Source organism: Mesobaculum littorinae (assembly GCF_004011175.1).
GTDB lineage: Bacteria > Pseudomonadota > Alphaproteobacteria > Rhodobacterales > Rhodobacteraceae > Tranquillimonas > Tranquillimonas littorinae.
This window is the reverse complement of the sequence record NZ_RQXX01000002.1, coordinates 219,203-241,970: the sequence shown is the minus strand read 5'-3', so window position 1 is coordinate 241,970 and position 22,768 is coordinate 219,203. Positions and strand designations below refer to the sequence as shown.

Below are 22,768 nucleotides of genomic sequence, written 5' to 3'. Positions count from 1 at the left end.
CAGCTGGGCCACCGGGGTTCCCGCCCCGGTGGCCGAATTCATGCCCCAGTCACACTAGTTTAATCGGCATTCACCGTAATCGTCAGCCGCGGAGCGCCGTCTGCCCCTTCGGCCATGGTATCCGGCCAGATCCGGCGCCCGCCGGGCACCGGATCGGTCTGCGCGGTCGCGACGGAAAGCCGGGTGCCGCCGTCGGCACGATAAAGCGTGCCGTCGGACCACGAGGCCGCGCCGTCCCGGAACAGGTCGGGGTGATCGCGGCGCAGCGCCAGCAGCGCGCGGGTCAGGCGCGCCTTGTCCCCGGCAAAGCCCGGCTCCGCCGGCAAGGCCGCCATCGCGTCGAAATCGACCTCGGCCCGGTTATCGGGGTCGGTCAGCTGGAACAGCGGCCCCTCGGCGCCCTGGTAGATGTCGGGCACGCCCGGCATCGTCAGCTTCAGCGCCACCTGCCGCAAAGACAGCCCTTCGCCGATAGCCGCCAGCCGGAGCAGGCCGTCGGGCGGGGTCTGCGCCCAGCGCCCGGCCAGCGCGGCGATCCAGTCAAGCGCGCGCGCCTCGGCGGCCTCGTCAGGGCGCACCCAGTTGGTGATCTCCTTGGCCTCGCGCATCGCCTTGGTCAGATGCTCGCGCAGGCGGTCGGGGATCGCGGGGTCGTTCCCGTCCCAGATCGCCAGCGCCGCCTGAACCCCGAACCAGCGCAGGTTGGCGTCGACGTCGGACGCGCCGTCGATAGCGGCGCCGCTTTCCCACAGCTCCCAGAACGCCTCGGGTGCGTGGCTGATCGCGACCAGCCGCATCCGGGCGTCTTCGCTGCGCTTGGTGTCGTGGCTCGAGGTCAGCGTCAGGCCCAGCGGCTGGGTCTTCTGCCGGTGCGCGAGATGCGCGTCGAAGCCCGCGGCGTCGAGACAGGGGGCGTCGGGTTCGGCACCCACCTCGTTCGCGGCAAGGTAGCGGTTGTAGCGGAAGGCGGCGGTATCCTCATGCGCCTTTGCCAGAAGCGCGCCGGTCGTCTGTTGCAGACGCTTGACGAAGGCCGCGGCCTCGTCGCCTTCGGGCGCGATGATCTTGCCCGCAAGCCAGCGCAGCGCAGTATCGATGCGCAGCTGCGCGGCGGCGGTGTCGGCAACCTCGGTCCAGAGCGCGGCGTCGCCCGGCGGCACCTCGTCTTCGGTGATGTAGGAGCGATAGCGCGGAAACGCGATGATCAGCGCGATCAGTGCCTCGCGCAGGGTCTCGGCCCCGAATTCGACGGTCGGGTCGGCCTCGGCCAGCGTCTCGACCCGGGCCAGCAGCGCCTGAAGCTCGGCCCCGAGATCGCGGCGCAGAACCTCGCCCTTGGCCTCGTCCAGGGCTGCGTGGAAATCGCCCTCATAACCCGTCGCCTTGCGCCACAGCCGGTCCAGCTCGGCCAGCCCCTCGGGCTGGGTCAGCACCCGGGCCAGGGCGCGACCGGCCTCGTACCCGGTGGTGCCCGAAACCGGCCAGTCCGGCAGCGGCTCGTCCCCGACAAGGATCTTTTCAACCCAGACCGGGGTCTGTGGCAAACGCTGCGCCAGACGGTCGAGATAGCCGGTGGGATCGGCCAGCCCGTCGATATGATCGAGCCTGACACCATCGACATGGCCGCTGTCGACAAGGTCGAATAGCAGCGCATGCGTGTCCTCGAAGACCTGCGGATCCTCGACCCGCATGCCGATGAGTCCGGTGATGTTGAAAAAGCGACGGTGGCTGACGCTGTCGCGCTCCATCTCCCAATGGACAAGCTGCCAGTGCTGCGCGTCGTGCGCCTTGCGCAGCGCCTCGGGGTCGTCGCGCCGGTCCTCGGGGATCTCGGTGCGCGGCTGCATCGGGATCTGCATGCCGCCCGTGTCGAAGAGCAATCCGCCCTCCGCGTCGTCGACCACGCGAAAGGCACCATCGGCCAGCATTGTCTCGAACGGCGCTTCGAGCCACGGAAGCTTGACCCGGCCCAGCGCCCAGTCGATGTCGAAATGCATCGCGTAGCGGCTGACCGCCCCCCACTTCAGCACGTCCCAGAGCCACGGGTTCGACAGGGAAAAGGCGGTGTGGTTCGGCACGCAGTCGAGGATCACGCCAAGACCCATCCCGTGCGCCTGATCGGCGAGGCGACGAAAGCCGTCGACACCTCCAAGCCCGGGCTCGATCTCGGTCGGGTCGACCACGTCGTAGCCGTGGGTCGATCCGTCGTCGGCGGTGAAGATCGGCGACAGGTAGACATGGCTGACGCCCAGATCGGCCAGGTAGGGCAACACCGTCCCGGCCTTGGCGAAATCCATGCCACCGCGCATCTGCAGGCGATAGGTGGCGGTCAGGGGACGGATCATTCGGAATGCTCCACGGTTGCAGTCAGCGACAGCGCGTCACGCGCGGGGTCGCCCATGGTGAAGAAGGGATCGGGAATCTCGGGCACGCGGTCGGGTGCCGCGCCCAGCGACACGGCCAGCCGCAGGGTGCCCGCGGCAAAGGGCCAGGCGGCGACCAGGGATTTCGCGCCGGTGCGGTCGACCTGCGCCCGCCCGTCGCGGCCCGATTTCAACAGAGGCACGACATGCTGCGCCCGCAGATCCAGAAGACGTTCGGTCAGCGCGGCCCAGTCCGCGGCATGGGCCGGCGGATCGGCAAAGGGGCGCGACCGGGCGAAGGTGTCCCAAGCCATGGGATCGGGCACGTCGCCCTCGAAGGAGGAGAAGCGCGCGAACTCGTCCGCGCGCCCCTTGCGCGTGGCCTCGGCCAGCTTGCCATGGAAGTCGGCAAAGAACTGGAACGGCGCGGTGGCGCCGATCTCTTCGCCCATGAACAGCATCGGGATGAAGGGTGACAGCAGCAGTAGGCCATGCGCTACCTTAACCGCCTCCGGATCGGCCAGGGTGATCAGGCGGTCGCCCTGCGCCCGGTTACCGACCTGGTCATGGGTCTGGTTGGCGTTGACGAAGGCCGTCGTCGGCAGATCCCCCGCGGGTTCGCCCCGCACCTCGCCCGAATGCCGGGGCTGGCCGTGTTCGACATAACCGTCGGCCATCGCTGTCACCAGGTCGGCCATCGGGTCCTGCGCGAAGTTCTCGTAGTAGCTTTCGCTCTCGCCCGTCAGCAGGCAGTGCACGGCGTGGTGGTAGTCGTCGTTCCACTCTGCGGCAAAGTCCGGGTCCGGCCCGTCGCGATAGCGGCGCAGGTTGCGCTCGTCCTCGTTGACAAGGTGGATGGGGCGGCCGAGGTCGAGCTTGCGCACCGCCTGCCCCAGCTCCACCAGGAAGTGCGGGTCGCTGTCGTCGGCGATCTGATGCACGGCATCGAGTCGCAGGCCGTCCAGCCGGAATTCGCGGATCCACTCGATCGCGTTGTCGATGAAATAGCGCCGCACCGCGGGCTTGGCGAAAGCGATGGCACGCCCCCACGGCGTGTCGCGCCCTGCATCGAAGAACTCGGGCGCGACGCCGTGGATATAGGCGCCATCCGGGCCGAAGTGGTTATAGACCACGTCGAGCAGCACCATCATGCCCCGGGCCTGGGCGGCATCGACGAAGGCGCGCATCTCGTCGCGTGTGCCGTAGGCGGGATGCAGGGCATAGGGGTTCACCCCGTCATAGCCCCAGCCCCGGTCACCGGGAAACTGCGCCACCGGCATGATCTCGATCGCGGTGATCCCCAGCCCGGCCAGCCGGTCGAGCTCGTCCATCGCCGCGGCAAAAGTGCCGCCCTCGGTGAAGGTGCCCAGGTGCATCTCGTAGATCACCGCCTCTTCCCACGGGCGGCCGTGCCAGTCGGCCTGCCACGCATGTGCGCCCCGCGGGTCGAGGATGACCGAGGCGGCATGCACGTCGCCGGCCTGCCGCCGTGCGGCGGGATCGGGCGTGGCGGTACCGTCCAGCACCAGCCGGTAGACGGTGCCCTCCTCTGCGGCAAAGCTTACCTCCCACAGGCCGTCGTCGTCTCGCTGCATCGGGTGGCGGGAGCCGCCGACCTCAAGCTCGGCGCGCGCGGCCCGGGGGGCCCAGACGCGGTAGCTCCAGCGCCCCGGCCCCGCGGGCCACAGCCCCCAAAGCGGACGGGCGTCGGTGCGGGGGGCGGTGTCGGCGGGATCAATCGTCATAGGGGGAACATCTCGCGCATTCAGGTAGGACCTCTGGTCTCGAAGCGGCAACCATCGCCCCTAGCGAAAGTTCCGGGCCCGGCCACGCCATTTGCGCGGCGCACTTTCGCGCGGCACAGGCCCCCCATGCGCACCTGCGATTGTCACACCGGATCGGGGCGGCTATTCAGGGAGGGACAGACATCATGGTCGAATGGCGTTTGCCGGTGTCGGCCCTGACCGAGGAACCCGAGACCATGCGCGACACGACCAACGCCCCCTCCGACGCGCAGAAAAGCTGCTTTGCCCATCGGTTGGAGCGATACATCGACCTGTCGAATTCCGAGGCCGAGTTCGTCGCCAGCATCGAAAAGCCGGAAACCCGGATCGCCCCCGGCGGGACCATCCTGTCGCGCGGCATGCACAGCGAACGCATCTTCGTGCTGAAAAGCGGCTGGGCGGCGGTGCGCACCGAACAGGTCAACGGTCGCAGCCAGATCCTGCGGATCTTCCTGCCCGGCGAGCTGATCGGCCTGCCCGAAATCGGCAGCATGACGGTGGTACACAACACGGTCGCCATGACCGAATGCGTCGTCTGCCCGATGCCGCTGGACCGGATGTCGGACATCTACCTGCACGAGCCGCGGCTGGCAGCGCTCCTCACCGCGATCGTCAGCCTCGACCAGATCGCGCTGCGCGAACGGCTGGCGCTGATGGCGTTGGGCACCGCGCGCGAACGGCTGGCCAACCTGCTGGTCGATCTGCATGCCCGCCTGATGGTCGCCAACCCCGACATCGGCCGCCGATTTCGGCTTCCCCTGCGCCAGACCGACCTGGCCGAGGCGCTGGGCCTGTCGCCGGTCTATGTCAGCCGGCTCTTGTCGGATTTCGTGACCGAGGGGCTGATCGAGATCGACCGTCCCTACATCCGCCTGTTGGACCGCGCGCAGCTGGATGTGCTGGCACGCTACGTCAATCGCTACGACGAGCTGGACATGACGTGGTTCCCCCCCATTGCCCCCGACGAAAAGGTGACCGCCGAGGGCGCCACCCACGCCTGACCCGCAAACGCCCTGCCCCGGATCACGCGCCCTGTCGTCGAGCACTCGGTTCCCGCATGGGGCACGGGTCTGTCGCGCGACCCCGGGTGGTCCGGCGCCGCGCGACCGAAGCTGACGCTCAGCCCCGCCCGCGACGCGCGGTATCGAGCGCCTGTTTCAGCTCGGCCGCGCTGAAAGGCTTGCGCACCAGCGGCACGGCCGGGAAAGCCGCCACGGCATCGTCCGCGCTGTCGTAGCCGGTGGCGAAGACGAAGGGCACGCCCAGCTCGACCAGCCTATGGGCAACGGCCTCGGACGTTTCGCTGCCGAGATTGAGGTCGAGCACACCCAGATCCGGCGTTGCCGCGTCCAGCGCCGCCATCGCGTCGGCAACCGAACCGCAGGTCGTCACCGCTTCGGCGCCGACCTCCTTGAGCAGGTCCGACGCATCGAGCGCGATCACCATGTTGTCTTCCAACAGAAGCACGTTGGACAGCGGCGCAGCGGGCGCAGGATCGCCCTGCGGCGCCTCGGGTTGTCCGGCCTCGCCCCCTCCCACCGCCCGCAGCGCGGGCGCGTGGCGGGACACGGGCACCTGCCCGTTGCGCGCCGGTATCGACAGGTGGCGTTTCGGGACGGTGAAACGGGCGATGATGCCGGTTTCGGCATAGGTCACCTCGGCGGTGCCGCCCAGTTCGAAGGGGATCGAGCTTTCGATCAGGGTCGATCCGAAGCCGCGTCGTTCCGGCGGGACGACCTGCGGCCCGCCCTTTTCGCGCCACTCGATCTCCAGGCCGCCGGTTTCGCCAAGCGCGGTGCGCACCTCGACCCGCCCGTCGGGCAGGCTGAGCGCGCCATACTTGGCGGCGTTGGTCATCATCTCGTGGATCACAAGGGCCATCGTCGTGAAGGCCGAGCTGTTCAGTTCGACATCCTGCCCGGTGATCTCCACCCGCGCCTCGCCGCCGCCGGCATAGGCCTCGGCCTCGACCTCGATCAGGTGTTGCAGGGGCGTCGGCCCCCAGGATTGCTGGGTCAGCTGGTCATGCGCCGCCGCCAGCGACTGGATGCGCCCGCCCAGAACGCTGGTGAATTCCTCGACGCTCTTCGCATCCTCGCCCGACTGTTTGACGATCCCGCGGATCAGGTTGAGGATATTGCGCACGCGGTGGTTCAGCTCGGCGATCAGAAGCGCCTGCTTTTCCTGCGCCCGGGCGCGTTCGCGATTGGCCTCTTCCGACAACCGCAGCACCACCTCGAGCAGGGTCACCCGCAGCGTTTCCGCCGCGCGACGCTCAGGCTCGAGCCACGGGGTCGAGTGACCGCGCACCAGTTCCTGCCAGGCCTCGAAGCTCTTGCGCGGGGTCAGGCGCAGCCCGTTGGGGCCGACCTGCGCCGGTTTCTTCGGATCGCCGGCCCACTTGACGATCTGCGCGACCTCACGCCGGAACAGCACGATGTAATCGCGCGGCGACCGCGAGATCGGAATGGCTAGGATGCCCGCCACCTGGTCGGCATACTCCGCCGCGGGCGGGTGGATGCGCGACAGGTTGTCCACGGTCAGCACCTGCCCGCTGATCGCGGTGTTCAGGACCCGCGCCAGCCGCCGGAACTCGGGTTCGTCCAGCGCGATGCCGCGGGAAGCATAGCGATCATCCGAGAAGACGGCGAAGCCGTCGGCGGGGATCACCTGCAGGATCTCGTCGGCCAGTTCGTCGAAACGGTCCATGAAGGCCGCATCGTGGCTGAGCCGGGCGACTATGCGGTCGTGCAGGTTCTGCGCGTCGCGGATATGCTGCCGCTCGGCATCCGAGGTCTTCTGCGCCAGTTCGTAGGAAAAGAGCTGACCGAACAGCTCGACCGCGGTGCGCAGTTCGTAGTCGATGTAGCGGGGCGAATAGTGGTGGCAGGCGAAGAGCCCCCACAATTCGCCCTGGTGCAGGATCGACAGCGACATCGACGCCTCGACCCCCATGTTGCGCAGGTATTCCAGGTGGATCGGCGAAACCGCCCGGGTGGTGGCCAGCGACAGGTCGACCGGCGCGCCCTCGGGGCTGAGTTCCGGCACGATCGGGGAGACCTCGCCGTTCACGTCGGCGATCAGGCGGATAAGGTTGCGCTTGTACAGCTCACGCGCCTGCTGCGGAATGTCCGTGGCGGGATAGCGCAGCCCCAGAAAGGTGCCCAGTTCCGGCTGCCGGTCCTCGGCCAGCACGGTTCCGCTGCCATCCTCGTTGAACTTGTAGACCATGACCCGGTCGAAACCCGACAGGGCCTTGAGCCCACGCGCCGCGCGGCGGCAGATCGATTCGATACCCTCGCCTTCGGAAATCCGCGCGATCAGCGGCTGCACCATCGTCAGGTCGTGCAGGTCGCGGCGCGCGCTCTTCGGCTCGAACTCGAGCACGAAGGACCGGCCCGAGATGTGGCCCGAGACGTCGAACAGGCGCCCGTCCTCGAACACGTCCAGCCCGAAGGTCCGCGCCGGGCCGGCGTTCTGGCCCGAGATCTGCATCCTTGTGCGCAGGTGGTGCAGGGTTTCGGCGGGCAGGTGTTCGCTGAGCGGCGTGCCGATCAGCGTCTCCGGGTCCAGCCCCAGAATGTCGGTGGCGTTTGCCGAGACATGCTGGACCATCCAGTCCGACGAGGTGGCGATCAGACAGCCGAAGCCCTGCACCTTGCCAAGAATGTGAATCGGCTCGCGGTCGCAATTGGTAAGGTCGACCGGCGGCGTGAACGCTTGCTCGTTCTGGTCTGTCATGCACTCGCCCTGTAAACTTCAGCCCTTCTAGCGACCGCCGCCCGTCCGTAAAGTGCGAAAACGGCCCGCGCATCGCAGATCGTGCGATCTGCATCGACGCCGGTCGCGGGCATCGCGGACAGGCGCGCCGTCAGCCCGCGCCAGCCATCGGCAGGGACAGGCAGGGACAAGAACCGCCCGGCCTGCCGCGCCGCGGGATCTGCGGTGGCACTCCAATGTCGGTGCATCACCGTGTTGCCCAGCCGCGACCCGAAGATCACGTAGTCGACGGCAAGCGGGTCGAGCATGCGGGGCGCAGGCACGCCGTCGAAGGCGCTGGTGGCGGTGTCCGTCCCGGCAGGCTCCGGGTCCACCACTCCCAGCGCGCGCAGGTCGGTCCGGGCTGCGGCAAGCAGATCGATCACGAACCGGCGGGTCGCGCCATCCGCGCAGATCGGGGCCAACCGGGCCAGCGCATCGGCCTGCACGGCAAGAAAGGCGGCCAGCCCCGGGGCGGTCGCGACGTCGCAGTCGGCAAGCATGGCGTCCAGCGCCTCATGCTCATCACGCGTGTCCTGCCGCAGACGCCAGCGCAGCGTCGCCCGCGCGTCACGCGACGCCGGGTTTTCATGGCCGGTTGCCCCGGCGACACGGATCGCGTCACCGGCGGAGTCTTCATGGGTCTTGTCGTGCAATGGACCGCTCGAACCTTCGATCATGCCCTGTTCTATTCAGGCTTTTCAGGGCGTTCACTCGTAATATCGGGAGATGTTTCACCAGTTTAAGTCTATATGTCATCTGTCTTGCGGGACGCTTCGGCACATCGGCGGTTTTGCGCCTAATCGGCGTGTATCCATAGGTTTTCCTTGCGCTCGGATGTCACGCAACCATTGCGGCAGCGACTCTGCCGCGCTGATTTGAAAAAGAGGTTTCCCGATGTCAGACTACGTCTTCACGCCTCCCGACCGCGCCAGCCTCCCCGTTGAGGGGCGAACGGCCCGGTTCCCGCTGCGCCGGATCTTCTGTGTCGGGCGCAACTACGCCGCCCATGCCCGCGAGATGGGGAATGACGACCGCGATCCGCCCTTCTTCTTCTCCAAGCCTGCCGATGCGGCCGTGCCGGCCCCGATCGAGGCCGCGCCGCGCCTGCCCTACCCGCCCATGACCGCCGATCTGCATTTCGAGATCGAGCTTGCCGTGGCGATCGGCGCCGGCGGAGCGGACATCGCGACCGGCGACGCCTGGGACCATGTCTGGGGCTACGGCGTGGCCGTCGACCTGACCCGGCGCGACCTGCAGGCCGAGGCCAAGCGCACGGGCCGTCCCTGGGACTGGGCCAAGGGCTTCGACCAGTCGGCGCCGATCGCCCCGCTGCGGCCCGCGCAAGGCGCGCGCCCCGGAGCCGGGCGGATCTGGCTGGCCGTCGACGGCGAGGTCCGGCAAGACGCCGACCTGTCCGAGATGATCTGGCCCATCCCCGACATCCTGGCGCACCTGTCGCAGGCGGTCGCGCTGCGCCCCGGCGATCTGGTGCTGACGGGGACGCCCGCAGGCGTCGGCGCGGTGACCCGCGGCCAGCACGTGACCGGCGGCGCGATGGACCTGCCGGAGATTGGCTTCACGCTGGACTGACGCCTGCCCAGCGCCCCAGCGCCACAGGCCCCGGCAGGGATGCAAGGCGGCAGAGCGAGAGCCGCGCGCGAGCTTGCCGCGCGGCAGAGCGGGGCACGCAGGCGGGCGGGCCGGGCACGCGCCGGCCGGAAAACCGGGCGGCGGGCGGACCTCCGCCGCGATCAGGCGGCGGCTTCGCCCATGTCGGGGTGGATCACCCGCGGATCGTCGGCATAGAGCGCCTGCACCAGGTGGTCGCGGTGGCGCAGCACCGCGCGCTGGTTGATCGACCCCTTGTCCGTCACCTCGCCGCGGTCCAGCGCGGGGGCACTGTCGATGAAGACCACCCGCTTGACCCGCGTGGCCGATCCCGTGGCACGGGCGGCATGGTCGCCCAGCCTCCGCGCAAGCTCGTCGCGCACCGCCGGGTGGTCGACGACCTCGGCATCGCTCAGGGCCCCGCGGTCGGCCGCGGGCAGCAGGGCGCGCAGCGTCGGCAGGTAGGGGATCAGGATCGCGCCCAGCTCCTCCTGGTCCTGCCCGGTGATCACGGCATCGCGGGCCAGACCGCCCAGCTCGTCCACCAGCTTGGCCCTGAGCGGGCCTACGGCGACCCATGTTCCGGTGCGCAGCTTGAAGTTCTCGGCGATGCGTCCGTCGAACAGGAAGCCCTGCGCCGGATCATCCTCGACCGCGAAGCGCAGCGCGTCGCCCAGAAGGTAATACCCCTCGTCGTCGAAGGCCTTCGCGGTCAGCTCCGGCGCGCGCCAGTAGCCTGGCGTGATATGCGGACCCTTGAGCCGCGCCTCGAGCTTGCCGCCGTTGGGTACGAGCTTCAGCACCACGCCCTGCGAGGGGATACCGACATTGCCGGGCACCTCCTGCGGCTCCATGCAGTTGATCGCGAAGGGGCCGGTCTCGGTCGCGCCCAGCCCGGTCGACAGCAGGATCTCGGCGCCCACGGTGCGCACCGCCAGGTCGCGAAGGCGGCGCCAGGTATGGTCCGCCATCCCCGCGCCCGCGTACATCATCATGTTGAGATCGCGGAAGAAACTTTCGCGCAGCTGGTCGTCGTCCTCCATCGCGTCGACCAGCATCTCGTAGCCCGCGGGGACGTTGAAATACCACGTGGGGGAGATTTCGCGCAGGTTGCGGATGGTTTCGCCGATGGCCTTGGGCGACGGCTTGCCCTCGTCGAGGTAGTAGGTTCCGCCGTGGTAGATGGTGAGGTTGAAGACCTTGTTGCCGCTGGCCGTGTGGTTCCACGGCGCCCAGTCCACCACCACGGGCGGCTGGCTGCGCATGAAGGCATAGCTGTCGGCGATCATCTCCTGGTTAGAGCAGAGCATGCGCTGGGTCTGGATCACCGCCTTGGGCGATCCCGTCGTGCCCGACGTAAAAAGGAACTTGGCCACCGTGTCGGGGCCGGTCGCATCGAAGGCACGCGCCACGGCGTCGGTCGGTTCGGTGGCGAGCAGATCAGAGAAAAGCGGGCTGTCGCGCCCCTCGACCGGGTTGCGCGCGACGGCCACGGGCGTGTCAGAGGGCACCGCGGCCGCGATCGCCTTGGCAAACAGGGCGCCGTCGGCGGCAAAGACCAGCCCGGGGGTTATCTGCTCGACGATGCCCGAAAGTTTCTCGTAGTCGGTCGAGACAAGGGAGTAGGCCGGCGAGATCGCGGCCGAGGGCACGCCCACGTGCTGCGCCGCCAGGGCGAGACGGGCATGGTCGAGGTCATTGCCCGACAAGATCATCACCGGGCGGTCCGGCCCCAGGTCACGGTCGAGCAACGCCTGCCCCAGCGCCTGCACGTCGCGCCAGAGCGCACCGTAGCTGATGCGCTGCCAGTCGTCGCCGTCGCGCTGCGCCATCCAGGTGCGGTCGGGATCCGTGCGAGCCCAGTGGATCAGACGTTCGTTCATCCGGGCCGGATAGTCGCCCAAGGGATCGTCGCGCCAGATCAGCCAGCTGCCGTCGTCCTTGCGCTCCCACCCCAGTTGCGGCGCCCACTTGTCGAACGCACGCGTCTTGATCTTGTCCATGTCATCCTCCCATCCGCCGGACTTGCGCTCCGGCGTGGCCGCGGCCCGATGCGGGCGCGGCGGGGCCGCGTGCGGCCCCCTTTTCCATCATCCTGCGGACCACCCTCCCCGGCGGCCCGCCTCCTTCCCTGTCCGAACGCACCGTCCGAACGCGCCCCCGGGGCGCGCCCGCACGGGTCAGCCCGCGGCCGAGACCGCCCGGGCCGTCATCACCCGCGCAACATGCGCGCGATACTCCGGCGTGCCATGCAGATCGCCGATCAGGCCCTCGGCCGGCAGGCGCAGCGCCTCGACCGCGCGGGGCGAGAACTCCTCGGCCAGCGCCTCTTCGGCCTCGGCCCAGCGGAACACGCCGTCCTCGGCGGCGCCGGTGACGCCGACGCCGACCCGGTCGCCGTACCGCGCCACGAACACCCCCACGAGCGGGAAGCGCGAGGCGGGCTGTTCGAACTTCTGGTAGTTCGAGGCAAGGGGGATCGGAAAGCGCAGGCCGGTGACGATCTCGCCCTCCTCCAGCGCGGTCGCGAACATGCCTTGGAAATAGTCATCTGCCGCGATGTCGCGCGCGCCCTCGGCCCCCTGCACGACGATCGTGGCGCCGGTGGCCATGGCGGCGGCGGGATAGCAGGCCGAGGGGTCGTTGTTGGCGACCGATCCGCCGATCGTGCCGCGGTTGCGCACGGCCGGGTCGCCGATCCGGGCGGCCAGCCCCGCAAGCCCCGGGAACCGGTCCGCCGCCTCGCGGGCGACGGCGCCATGGGTGGTGCCGCCGCCGATCCGCATCACGTCGCCCTCGACCGTCACACCGCGCAGCTCGGCGATGCCCGACAGGCTGACCAGCCGCGAGGGCATGGCGAGGCGGTTCTTCAGCGTCGGAATCAGCGTCTGCCCGCCGCTCAGCGGCTGCGCGTCCTCGTCCCCCAGCGCGGCGATAGCCTCGTCCAGCGTGGCGGGCCGCATCAGTTCGAAATCATACATCGCGATTCCCCCCTCAGGCCTCGACCCGGGCCACCGGAGCGACCTCTTGCCCCGAGGCGGCCAGGATCGCCTTGACGATATTGTGGTACCCGGTGCAGCGGCACAGGTTGCCCTGCAGGTAGTCGCGCACCTCGGCCTCGGACGGCTTCGGGTTGTCCTTCAGAAGTGCTGCCGCCGACATCACCATACCCGGCGTGCAGAACCCGCATTGCAGGCCATGGTAGTCCTGGAACGCCTGCTGGATCGCGCCGAGGCTGCCGTCGGCATTGCCCTGCCCCTCGATCGTGGCGACCTGCGCGCCGTCGCATTCGGCGGCGAAGATCGAACAGGCCTTCACCGCGGCGCCGTCCACGTGCACCACGCAGGCCCCGCATTGCGAGGTGTCGCAGCCGACATGCGTGCCGGTCAGGCCCAGCCCCTCGCGCAGGAACTCGACCAGAAGGGTGCGCCCCTCGACCTCGCCCGAGACGTTGCGACCATTGACGGTCATGTCGATCTTCATTGCCTTCCCCCCGGGCCTCTCCTCTTTGCCGGAACCGTAGAGCAGCGGGAAAGCCGCGTCCACGCCCCTCGTGCACAGGTCGGGCACGGGTCGCGCACAGGCCCTTGTGCAGCCCCGCCCGCGGCACCATCATTGCCCCGACATCAGCACGACATCATCCCGGAGGCCCGCCTTGTCCGTCCCCGCCAAAGGCCCCGTTGCCGCCGCGCAGGTGCCGCCGCGCACCAAGCCGTCAAGCTACCCCGAACCGTTCCTGTCCCGCATGGAGGGGCGCGAAAAGCGCGCCCTGGGCGATGTTTTCGGGCTGGGCAGCTTTGGCGTGAACCTGACCCGGCTGCGGCCCGGGGCGGTCTCTGCACTGCTGCACAGCCACTCGGTGCAGGACGAGTTCATCTATGTGCTCGAAGGCACGCCCACCCTGCGGCAGGAGACGGAGACCGGCATCCTGTCGACCGAGTTGCAGGCCGGCATGTGCGCCGGTTTCGCCGCGCGCGGCGCGGCGCACCAGCTGGTCAACCACGGCGCGGTGGACGCCGTCTACCTCGAGATCGGGGACAGGGCCCCCGGCGACGAGGTCGGCTATCCCGAGGACGACCTGAAGGCCGTGCTGATCGACGGCGCCTGGCGCTTCGCCCATCGCGACGGCACGCCCTACTGACCCGCCCGCTGTCGCCCATCGGCCACAGGCGGCGGCAGAAGCGGCATGCCCCCTTCCCCAACGGCACCCACGCGGGCACCCTGGGGACAAGAGCCGCCCAAGCGGCCCCGGCGAGGCCCGGCAAGAGGCCCCCGGACCGAGTGGACAGTGACCGTGACATCCGTTTTACAAGGACCCTGCCCCACGCCCGCCAGAGGCGTCGGCGGCGCCCGTTCCTCCCTGACTGGACAGGCCGTGCCCCGCACGGCCTTTTTTTTGACCTTCGGTCGGCGCGCATCGCCTCGGTTCTAGGGCGCTGGCGCGGATCGTCCGTCGATGTGGCTTTTGCGGCCGCCGCTGGACAAAAACGCTGGCCGCCGCACGCCAGCCTGCCCTCAGGGTGTCGGCCGTCGGGCCCGGCAGCCTTTCACAGGCCCTCGGCCAGTGAACCTGCGGAACGCGGACCGGCTGCAAGCACGGCAGGCCCGGCGCGGGTTCGGGTATTGCTCGACAAGCATAGGGCCGGAGAGCGGGTGGCAGGCCGGGACTAGCTGGCGACGTGTCGCAGGGGTCGGGTAGCAGGGGTCGGGCAGCAGGGCGGGGCAAAGCCCGGCCTAGACGGGCTCGATCAGCTCGGGCCCCTCGGCGCGGTTCGAGTTCACCTTGGGATCGACGCGGTAGGCTGTCAGCACGCCGTCTTCGACCGCCCGCATCAGGCGGGCCGCGCCGTGGCCTGCCTCGCCCAGCCACAGGGCGTGGTCGGCGGGGTCCAGCACCACGGGCACGCGGCTGTGGATCTGCGTCATCGCGCCCTGCGCCGCGGTGGTGACGATGGCGCATGTGCGCAGGCCGTCGGCACCCCAGTCCTGCCAGATCCCGGCGAAGACGAGCGGCGCGCCGTCGCTACGGTGGATGAACCACGGCAGGCGCCGCCCCTCTTCGTTCTTGGTCCATTCGTAGAAGCCGCTGGCCGGGATCAGGCAGCGCCGCTGCCGCACCGCCTGGCGAAACGCGGGCTTGTCGGCGATGGTGTCGGCCCGGGCGTTGATCAGCAGCGGGCCGTCGCCCGGCGTGTCGTACCACTGCGGCAGGAAGCCCCAGCGCAGACCCTGAAGCCGCCGCGCGCCGGCCTCGACCAGGACCGCGTGCACCCGGTCGGTGGGACAGACGTTGTAGTTCGGAACATCCGGCAGATCATTCGACGGCGCGGCCTCGAACATCTGCGCCATGGCATCAGGCGGGAGGGTGATCGCGAAGCGTCCGCACATGCGCCGTAATCTAGCACGGCAGCCGCGACGCGCCAGAGCCCACGGATCGCACAGCCGCTCCCCCTCTGGGAGGCTCGCCGCCCCCTTCCCCGGCCCTGTCACGGGCGCCCCGGATTCTGCCGTTTGGAAGCGCAGGCTGCCGGGATGCTCCAAGGTCGGCGCGCACCCGTCAGGCACCCTGAGGTGGCGGTTGCGAAACACCGCATGGCCCGGACGGCCTGGGGAAAGACAGTACTCGAAGGCCCGCCCTGGTCGGGGCGGAGGACGAACCAAACCCCGGGATCACGCGCCCAAGACGATCAGGCCGTCGCGAAGCGCCCATCGGAGCGAGGTGGCCCGGGGAAAAGGGGCAGATCTGAGGGCCCGCCCCGGACTGCGTCAAGAAACGCCCGGGCGCCCGGGATTACGCGCCATGACAATCGGGCCGTCGCAATGCGCGCCCCGAAGCGGGTGGCCCGTAAAAAAGGGGCGGACCCAAAAGCCCGCCGAGCCTTAGGCAGGAAACGCACGGACGCCCGGGATCACGCGCCCACGACAAACAGGCGGTCGCAACGCGCCCCTCGGAGCAGGCGCCCACGAAAAAGGGCGGACCCGAAGGCCCGCCCCAGTTTGCGTCAGCAACCGCTCAGGCGCCCGGGATCACTCGCCCACGACGGTGATGCGACCGTCGGTATAGGGCTCGTAGGGCGTGTTCTGGGCGAGGTACTCGGCCATCACGTCGGCAAGGTCGGGGCCGAAGTCATAGGCGTTCTCGGCATCGACGAACATCGCATAGCCGTCGCCGCCGTTGCGGACGTAGTTGTTCGAGACCGCGCCATAGGTCGCCTCGGGGTCGATGGGCTCGCCGCCGACCATGACGTCGGAGATCCGGCTGCCGACCTCGGCCGAGGGATCGACGGAGTAGGACATGCCCGCGACCTGCGCGAAGCGACCCGCGCCCTCTTCGTACTGGCTCGCCCCGTTTTCAAGCGCGTCGATGATCGCCTGGCCCGAGACCTCGAAGGTCGACAGCGTGTTCTGGAACGGCAGGACCGTGCGGACCTCGCCCATCGTCACCTCGCCCTCGTCGATCGAGGCGCGCAGACCGCCACCATTGGTGATGGCAAGGACGATGCCCTGATCGGCGACGCGGTCCAGCATCGCGTCGGCGGCCAGAACGCCCATCTCGCATTCCCTCGCGCGGCAGACCTCGCGCGAGCCCTCGATGGTCCCGGTCGATTCGGCGACGACCTCGTTGCGCAGCTCTTCCAGCGGCTGGGCCAGCTCCTGCATGCGGGCGACGGCGTCCTCGTCCTCGGCCACCGAGGCGTCGAGCAGGATCGGATCGCCCGAGATCTCGGTCAGCTCACCCGCGTCGTCGAAGGTCAGCTGCGCCTCGCCCAGGTACTTGCCATAGGCATAGGCGGTCAGGATCGGCACGCCGTTGACCTCGGTCGGATAGGCGCCGGCGGCATCCTCGTCGTCGTTCGACAGAAGCGTGTGGCTGTGGCCACCGACGATCAGGTCGACGCCGGTCAGCTCTTCGGCCAGGCGCTTGTCGGCGGGGAAGCCGACGTGGGTCAGCAGGATGATCTTGTTCACGCCCTCGTCGGTCAGGCGGTCGATCTCGGCCTGCGCGCCGTCGGTGTCGGAGGAGAAGATCACCGACTTGCCGGGGGAGGAGGTCTCGGGCGTGTCCTCGGCCAGGACCGAGACGATGCCGATCTGTTCGCCGCCGACCTCGATCACGGTCGATTTCTCGACCTCGCCCGAAAGCTGGTCGTTCTGGCTGACGTCGATATTGGCCGACAGGACCGGGAAATCGACCTGCGCGGTGAACTCGGCCAGGCCCTCGGGGCCGTTGTCGAATTCGTGGTTGCCGACGGCCATCGCGTCGTAGGCCAGCTGGTTCATGAACTCGGCGGCAAGCTCGCCGCCGTATTCGCTGAAGAACAGCGAGCCCTGGAACTGGTCGCCGGCGTCCAGCAGCAGCACGTTGTCGCCGGCCCGTTCGCGCGCCTCTTCGACCGCGGTGATCATCCGGGCGATGCCGCCGAAGCAGTCGCCGGCCTCGTTATCCTCGGTCGAGCAGCTCGAATCATAGGCGTTGATCGGCTCGAACCGGTCGTGGAAGTCGTTGGTGTGCAGCAGCGTCATCGAGAATTCGGCCTGCGCGGCACCGGCGCTGAGCGCAAGCACGGCGGCAGTTGACAGAAGACGGATGGGCATCGGGGAACCTCCCAGGGTTGATTATTGTGACAGTGACCTTGGCGAAGCTTGCGCAAGGTGTCAAAGCCGCGACCTAGGCGCACGGGATGACAGCCCGATGACGCAGCGCCCTGACGTCGCGGCCGCCCGCGAAACGGGCAGCGCGCCGGCCCCGCACTAGCGGAGGGCCGCCGGGCAGAGGGGAAGCATCTGCAAAGGGTTTTCCGGGCAAGGGGTTTGGCGGAAAAGGGGGCGGGCGGACAAAGGCTCGGGCGGGCATCGCACATCCTTGCCCGCGTGCGCCGCACGACCTTTTCCGCGCGCCCCGCTTGACCGTTTCCGCCTGCCCGGCAGGCCCGGCCCCGCCCGCCACGCACGACGATGCTTGACCCCGAAGCGCCGCAGGGGCATCCCTGCTGCATGCACGTCTACAAGATCCTCCGCGCGTCCGAATGGCGCGCCTTCCAGGACGCCGAGTCCTTCGACGGGGCGCCGGTCGACCTGGCCGACGGCTATATCCACCTGTCCACGGCCGACCAGGTGCCGGGCACGCTGGCCAAGCATTTCGCGGGCGAGGACGGGCTGACGCTTCTGTCCTTCGACATCGACAGCCTCGGTCCCGAGCTGCGCTGGGAAGAGGCCCGCGGCGGCGCGAAGTTCCCGCATCTCTACCGCACCCTGTCGCTGGGCGAGGTGACGTGGCACTGCGACATCCCGCTTAAGGACGGCGCGCCGCGCCTGCCCGAGAAACTCTGGTGAGCTTGCGCGAACGTGTCGGCCTGCCGGTCCTGCACCGGCTCGACCCCGAGCGGGCGCATGCCGTGGCCCTGTCCGCCCTGCGTGCCGGGTTGGCACCGCAGCCCGGGCCCGTGACCTCGCCCCGGCTGGCGTCGCGGCTGGCGGGACTCGACCTGCCCAATCCGGTGGGGCTGGCCGCCGGGTTCGACAAGGGGGCCGAGGCGCCGCACCGGCTGGACCGCGCGGGCTTCGGCTTTCTCGAGCTGGGTGGCGTCACGCCCCGGGCCCAGCCCGGCAACCCCGCGCCGCGCCTGTGGCGGCTGCCCGCGGATCGCGCGATCATCAACCGCTTCGGCTTCAACAACCCCGGCGCGCAGGCCGTGGCCGAACGTCTGGCGCGCCACGCCGGGCCGCGCCGCGTGCCCTGGGGGCTGAACATCGGCGCCAACCGCGACAGCCCCGACCGGGCCCACGATTATGCCGAGGTTCTGCGGGTGCTCGGCCCGCATGTCGATTTCGCGACCGTCAATGTCTCGTCCCCCAACACCGCCGGGCTGCGCCAGCTGCAGGGCGCGGACGAACTGGGCGACCTGCTGGCCGGCGTGCGCGAGGCCAATGCCGGGCTGTCCGCCCCCGTCCCGATCTTTCTCAAGATCGCGCCGGACCTCGACGCGGCCCAGATCTCCGCGATCGCCCGGGTTGCGCTGGACGCGGGGATCGCCGGAGTGGTCGCCACCAACACCACGACCGACCGCACCGGCCTAAAGGATCCCCGCGCGAACGAGACGGGGGGCCTCTCCGGCGCACCGCTCTTCGCGCCGTCGACCCGCGTGCTGGCACGGCTGTCGGTGGAAACCGGCGGGACGCTGCCGCTGATCGGGGTCGGCGGCGTCGGCTCGGCCGCAGACGCGCTGGCCAAGATCCGGGCCGGTGCGTCCGCGGTGCAGCTTTACTCGGCACTGATCTGGGGCGGACTGTCGCTCGCCGCCCGCATCGCGCAGGAGCTTGACGGGCTCTTGGCCGCCGAGGGGTTTGCCACCCTGGCCGAGGCCGTGGGCACCGATCGCGACCGCTGGCTGCGGGACTGAAGAGGCAGGGCGCCGACGCCCACCATGTCGTCCGACCCCGAGCCGGCAGCTTTCATCTTTGGCGGGCGCGATCGTCCGGGGCTCCGCCCGCTCGCGCCTGAAACCGTCCACCGGACGGTTTCCGAGACGGCGCTCGCCCTTGCGTCCGCGGGTGCCGTGCCTATAAGGCAAGGCGATTTGCGCGCAGCCAAGAGGATACGAAAGATCATGCCGAAACGGACAGACATCCACTCGATCATGATCATCGGGGCCGGGCCCATCATCATCGGGCAGGCCTGCGAATTCGACTACTCGGGCGCCCAGGCCTGCAAGGCCCTGCGCGAAGAGGGCTACCGCGTCATCCTCGTCAACTCGAACCCCGCGACGATCATGACCGACCCGGGGCTGGCCGATGCCACCTATATCGAGCCCATCACCCCCGACATGGTTGCCAAGATCATCGAGAAAGAGCGCCCCGACGCCCTGCTGCCGACGATGGGCGGTCAGACCGGCCTCAACACCGCGCTGAAGCTCGAAGAGCTGGGCGTGCTTGAGAAATTCGGGGTCGAGATGATCGGCGCCCGGCGCGAGGCCATCGAAATGGCCGAGGACCGCAAGCTGTTCCGCGAGGCGATGGACCGCATCGGCCTGGAAAACCCCAAGGCCACCATCGTGTCGGCCCCGAAACGCGCCGACGGCAGCTACGACATCAACGCGGGCGTCGCCGAGGCGATGGCGGCGGTCGAACATATCGGCCTGCCCGCGATCATCCGCCCGGCCTACACGCTGGGCGGCACCGGCGGCGGCGTGGCCTACAACCGCGACGACTACGAACATTACTGCCGGTCGGGCATGGACGCGTCGCCCGTGGGGCAGATCCTCGTCGATGAAAGCCTGCTGGGCTGGAAGGAATACGAGATGGAAGTCGTGCGCGACCGCGCCGACAACGCCATCATCGTCTGCGCCATCGAGAACGTCGACCCGATGGGCGTGCACACCGGCGACAGCGTCACCGTGGCCCCTGCCCTGACGCTGACCGACAAGGAGTACCAGCGCATGCGCTCGGCCTCGATCGCCGTGCTGCGCGAGATCGGGGTCGAGACCGGCGGGTCGAACGTCCAATGGGCCGTCGACCCCGAAACCGGCCGCATGGTGGTGATCGAGATGAACCCCCGCGTTTCGCGGTCCTCGGCGCTGGCGTCCAAGGCCACGGGCTTCCCCATCGCCAAGATCGCCGCCAAGCTGGCCGTCGGCTACACGCTGGACGAGCTCGACAACGACATCACCAAGGTGACGCCCGCCAGTTTCGAGCCCACCATCGACTACGTCGTCACCAAGATCCCGCGCTTCGCCTTCGAGAAGTTCCCGGGATCGAAGGCTGAACTGACCACCGCGATGAAGTCGGTGGGCGAGGCCATGGCGATCGGCCGCACGATCCACGAATCGCTGCAGAAGGCGCTGGCCAGCCTGGAAACCGGGCTGTCGGGCTTTGACGAGATCGCGATCGAGGGCGCGCCGGACGAAGCCGCCATCGTCAAGGCGCTGTCGGCCCGCTCGCCCGACCGGCTGCGGCTGATCGCGCAGGCGATGCGGCACGGTCTGTCCGACCTCGAAATCCAGGCGGCCACGCAATACGATCCCTGGTTCATCGCCCGCATCCGCGAAATCGTCGAGGCCGAGGAAGGCGTCCGCCGCGACGGCCTGCCCACCGACGAAGAGGGCATGCGCAAGCTCAAGATGATGGGCTTTACCGATGCCCGGCTCGCCATGCTGACGGACCAGGAGGAAGATCAGGTGCGGCGCGCCCGCCGCGGGCTTGGAGTCACGGCGGTGTTCAAGCGCATCGACACCTGCGCTGCCGAGTTCGAGGCGCAGACCCCCTACATGTATTCGACCTACGAGACCCCGGTGATGGGCGAGGTCGAGGACGAGGCGCGCCCCTCGGACCGCAAGAAGGTCGTGATCCTGGGCGGCGGGCCCAACCGCATCGGCCAGGGGATCGAGTTCGACTACTGCTGCTGCCACGCCTGCTTTGCCCTGAGCGACGCCGGGTTCGAGACCATCATGGTCAACTGCAACCCCGAGACGGTCAGCACCGACTACGACACCAGCGACCGGCTGTATTTCGAGCCGCTGACCTTCGAACACGTGATGGAGATCCTGCGGGTCGAGCAGGAGAACGGCACCCTTCTGGGCGTCATCGTGCAGTTCGGCGGGCAGACCCCGCTGAAGCTGGCCGACCAGTTGCAGGACGCGGGCATCCCGATCCTCGGGACCTCGCCCGACGCCATCGACCTGGCCGAGGACCGCGAACGGTTTCAGCGGATGCTGAACGAGCTGGGTCTGAAGCAGCCCCGGAACGGCCTCGCCCATTCCGACGAAGAGGCGATGCAGATCGCGGCCGAGGTCGGCTATCCGCTGGTCATCCGCCCGTCCTACGTGCTGGGCGGTCGGGCGATGGAGATCGTGCGCGACGATGCGCACCTCGCCCGCTACATCCGCGACGCGGTTGTGGTGTCGGGCAAGAACCCGGTGCTTCTGGACAGCTACCTGACCGGCGCGGTCGAGGTCGACGTCGACATCCTCTGCGACGGCGAGGCGGTGCATGTCGCGGGCGTGATGCAGCACATCGAAGAGGCCGGCGTGCACTCGGGCGACAGTGCCTGCTGCCTTCCGCCACACACCCTGTCGCGCGAACTGGTCGCCGAGATGGAGCGTCAGGCCGAGGCGATGGCGCTGAAGCTGGGCGTCGTCGGCCTGATGAACGTGCAGTTCGCGATCAAGGACGACACGATCTACGTGCTCGAGGTCAATCCGCGCGCCTCGCGCACCGTGCCTTTCGTCGCCAAGGCCACCGACAGCGCGATCGCGTCGATCGCGGCGCGGCTGATGGCGGGCGAGAAACTCTCGGCCTTCCCCTCGCGCGCGCCCTACCCCTCGGGCACCGGGCCCGACGATCCGCTGCCCTTCGCCGACCCGATGACGCTGGCGGACCCGGCGATGCCGTGGTTCTCGGTCAAGGAGGCGGTGCTGCCCTTCGCCCGGTTCCCGGGCGTCGACACCCTGCTCGGCCCCGAGATGCGCTCGACCGGCGAGGTGATGGGCTGGGACCGCGATTTCCCCCGCGCCTTCCTCAAGGCGCAGATGGGCGCGGGCGTGGACCTGCCGCGCAAGGGCACGGCCTTCCTGTCGATCAAGGACGCCGACAAGACGCCCGAGCTGATCGAGGCCGCCCGGACCCTGCTGTCGCTGGGCCTGGACCTTGTCGCGACGCGCGGCACGGCGGCCTATCTCAAGGAGCAGGGGATCGAGGCGAGGCTGGTCAACAAGGTCTACGAGGGGCGGCCGCACATCGTGGACCTGATGAAGGACGGCGCGATCACCCTGGTGATGAACACCACCGAGGGGGCGCAAGCGATCGAGGACAGCCGCGCCATGCGCTCGGTCGCGCTTTACGACAAGATCCCCTACTTCACCACGCTTGCGGGCGCCCACGCCGCCGCGCTGGCGATGCAGGCGCGCCAGGACAGCGATCTGGGCGTGCGCAGCCTGCAAGGCTGACCAGAGCCGGGGCCACCGGGCGGCAACGCGTCCCGGTGGCCCCGTTACGGCACCTCAGAACTTCGGACCGCGCCGGCAAACCGCGACAGCCCCGCGCCAGCCCGCGTCACCCTCCCGCTTTCGCGCGATCCGGGGACCGGCAGGCCGCGGCGATTGCGTCCCCCTGGCCTGATAGTCCCCTCAAGTGTCGCCGCGCCCCGTGGCTCGCGGGCACCGTCATTGCCCCGTGGTGGGCGGCCTTCCCCCTCTGCCCCCATTCCCGTCCTGGCCGCGTTCCGCCGGGCCGGCTACGAAGCGCGTCGTCTGACGC

General features: G+C 69.2%; 15 protein-coding genes. 6 read left to right on the top strand and 9 right to left on the bottom strand.

Annotated features, from left to right (window positions below; genetic code table 11):
- Positions 1-59 precede the first annotated feature (59 nt).
- Together treY and treZ are read right to left on the bottom strand one after the other, a co-directional pair.
- A complete protein-coding gene (gene treY, locus EKE94_RS05940; protein ID WP_127905692.1) occupies positions 60-2,345 on the bottom strand; it encodes a malto-oligosyltrehalose synthase in 2,286 nt (761 codons plus the stop codon).
- A complete protein-coding gene (gene treZ / locus EKE94_RS05935; protein ID WP_127905691.1) occupies positions 2,342-4,108 on the bottom strand; it encodes a malto-oligosyltrehalose trehalohydrolase in 1,767 nt (588 codons plus the stop codon). Before treZ ends, treY begins: the two co-directional genes overlap by 4 nt.
- A gap of 185 nt (positions 4,109-4,293) precedes the next feature.
- Here treZ and EKE94_RS05930 point away from each other — a divergent pair, with 185 nt between their 5' ends.
- On the top strand, positions 4,294-5,148 hold the full coding sequence (locus EKE94_RS05930) for a Crp/Fnr family transcriptional regulator (protein WP_127905690.1): 855 nt from the start codon (positions 4,294-4,296) through the stop codon (positions 5,146-5,148).
- 118 nt (positions 5,149-5,266) lie between these two features.
- Here the strand turns inward: EKE94_RS05930 and EKE94_RS05925 are convergent, their stop codons facing one another.
- On the bottom strand, positions 5,267-7,888 hold the full coding sequence (locus EKE94_RS05925; RefSeq protein WP_127905689.1) for an HWE histidine kinase domain-containing protein: 2,622 nt from the start codon (positions 7,886-7,888) through the stop codon (positions 5,267-5,269).
- Entirely contained in the window at positions 7,885-8,586 is a 702-nt protein-coding gene (locus tag EKE94_RS05920) for a biliverdin-producing heme oxygenase (protein ID WP_127905688.1), read from the bottom strand. The genes EKE94_RS05925 and EKE94_RS05920 overlap by 4 nt, the downstream gene beginning before the upstream one ends.
- A 217-nt stretch (positions 8,587-8,803) precedes the next feature.
- Here EKE94_RS05920 and EKE94_RS05915 point away from each other — a divergent pair, with 217 nt between their 5' ends.
- Complete coding sequence (locus tag EKE94_RS05915) at positions 8,804-9,499, top strand: fumarylacetoacetate hydrolase family protein (RefSeq protein ID WP_127905687.1); 696 nt, start codon at positions 8,804-8,806, stop codon at positions 9,497-9,499.
- A gap of 161 nt (positions 9,500-9,660) precedes the next feature.
- Here EKE94_RS05915 and EKE94_RS05910 read toward each other — a convergent pair whose 3' ends face one another.
- The 3 genes from EKE94_RS05910 to EKE94_RS05900 form a co-directional block, all read right to left on the bottom strand.
- Positions 9,661-11,520, bottom strand: a complete 1,860-nt coding sequence (locus EKE94_RS05910) for a feruloyl-CoA synthase (RefSeq protein ID WP_127905686.1) — start codon at positions 11,518-11,520, stop codon at positions 9,661-9,663.
- A gap of 177 nt (positions 11,521-11,697) precedes the next feature.
- Positions 11,698-12,498, bottom strand: a complete 801-nt coding sequence (locus tag EKE94_RS05905) for an FAD binding domain-containing protein (RefSeq protein ID WP_127905685.1) — start codon at positions 12,496-12,498, stop codon at positions 11,698-11,700.
- A 13-nt stretch (positions 12,499-12,511) separates the two neighbouring features.
- A complete protein-coding gene (locus EKE94_RS05900; RefSeq protein ID WP_127905684.1) occupies positions 12,512-13,000 on the bottom strand; it encodes a (2Fe-2S)-binding protein in 489 nt (162 codons plus the stop codon).
- A gap of 172 nt (positions 13,001-13,172) precedes the next feature.
- On the opposite strand from EKE94_RS05900, the gene EKE94_RS05895 reads away from it, so the two are divergent.
- Positions 13,173-13,658, top strand: a complete 486-nt coding sequence (locus EKE94_RS05895; RefSeq protein WP_235855912.1) for a cupin domain-containing protein — start codon at positions 13,173-13,175, stop codon at positions 13,656-13,658.
- Positions 13,659-14,251: 593 nt separating this feature from the next.
- Here EKE94_RS05895 and EKE94_RS05890 read toward each other — a convergent pair.
- Together EKE94_RS05890 and EKE94_RS05885 are read right to left on the bottom strand one after the other, a co-directional pair.
- Positions 14,252-14,905, bottom strand: coding sequence for an SOS response-associated peptidase (locus EKE94_RS05890; RefSeq protein WP_127905683.1), 654 nt, complete (start codon positions 14,903-14,905; stop codon positions 14,252-14,254).
- A gap of 639 nt (positions 14,906-15,544) precedes the next feature.
- Complete coding sequence (locus EKE94_RS05885; protein ID WP_127905682.1) at positions 15,545-17,113, bottom strand: bifunctional metallophosphatase/5'-nucleotidase; 1,569 nt, start codon at positions 17,111-17,113, stop codon at positions 15,545-15,547.
- A gap of 399 nt (positions 17,114-17,512) precedes the next feature.
- Between EKE94_RS05885 and EKE94_RS05880 the strand changes: the two genes are divergently transcribed.
- The 3 genes from EKE94_RS05880 to carB all read left to right on the top strand — a co-directional run bounded on the left by EKE94_RS05880 (position 17,513) and on the right by carB (position 22,458).
- Complete coding sequence (locus EKE94_RS05880) at positions 17,513-17,851, top strand: DUF952 domain-containing protein (protein ID WP_127906295.1); 339 nt, start codon at positions 17,513-17,515, stop codon at positions 17,849-17,851.
- The gene (locus tag EKE94_RS05875; RefSeq protein WP_127905681.1) at positions 17,848-18,918 is read left to right on the top strand and encodes a quinone-dependent dihydroorotate dehydrogenase; all 1,071 of its coding nucleotides are present in this window, start codon (positions 17,848-17,850) and stop codon (positions 18,916-18,918) included. Before EKE94_RS05880 ends, EKE94_RS05875 begins: the two co-directional genes overlap by 4 nt.
- Before the next feature lie 207 nt (positions 18,919-19,125).
- A complete protein-coding gene (gene carB, locus EKE94_RS05870; RefSeq protein ID WP_127905680.1) occupies positions 19,126-22,458 on the top strand; it encodes a carbamoyl-phosphate synthase large subunit in 3,333 nt (1,110 codons plus the stop codon).
- Positions 22,459-22,768: the final 310 nt, after the last annotated feature.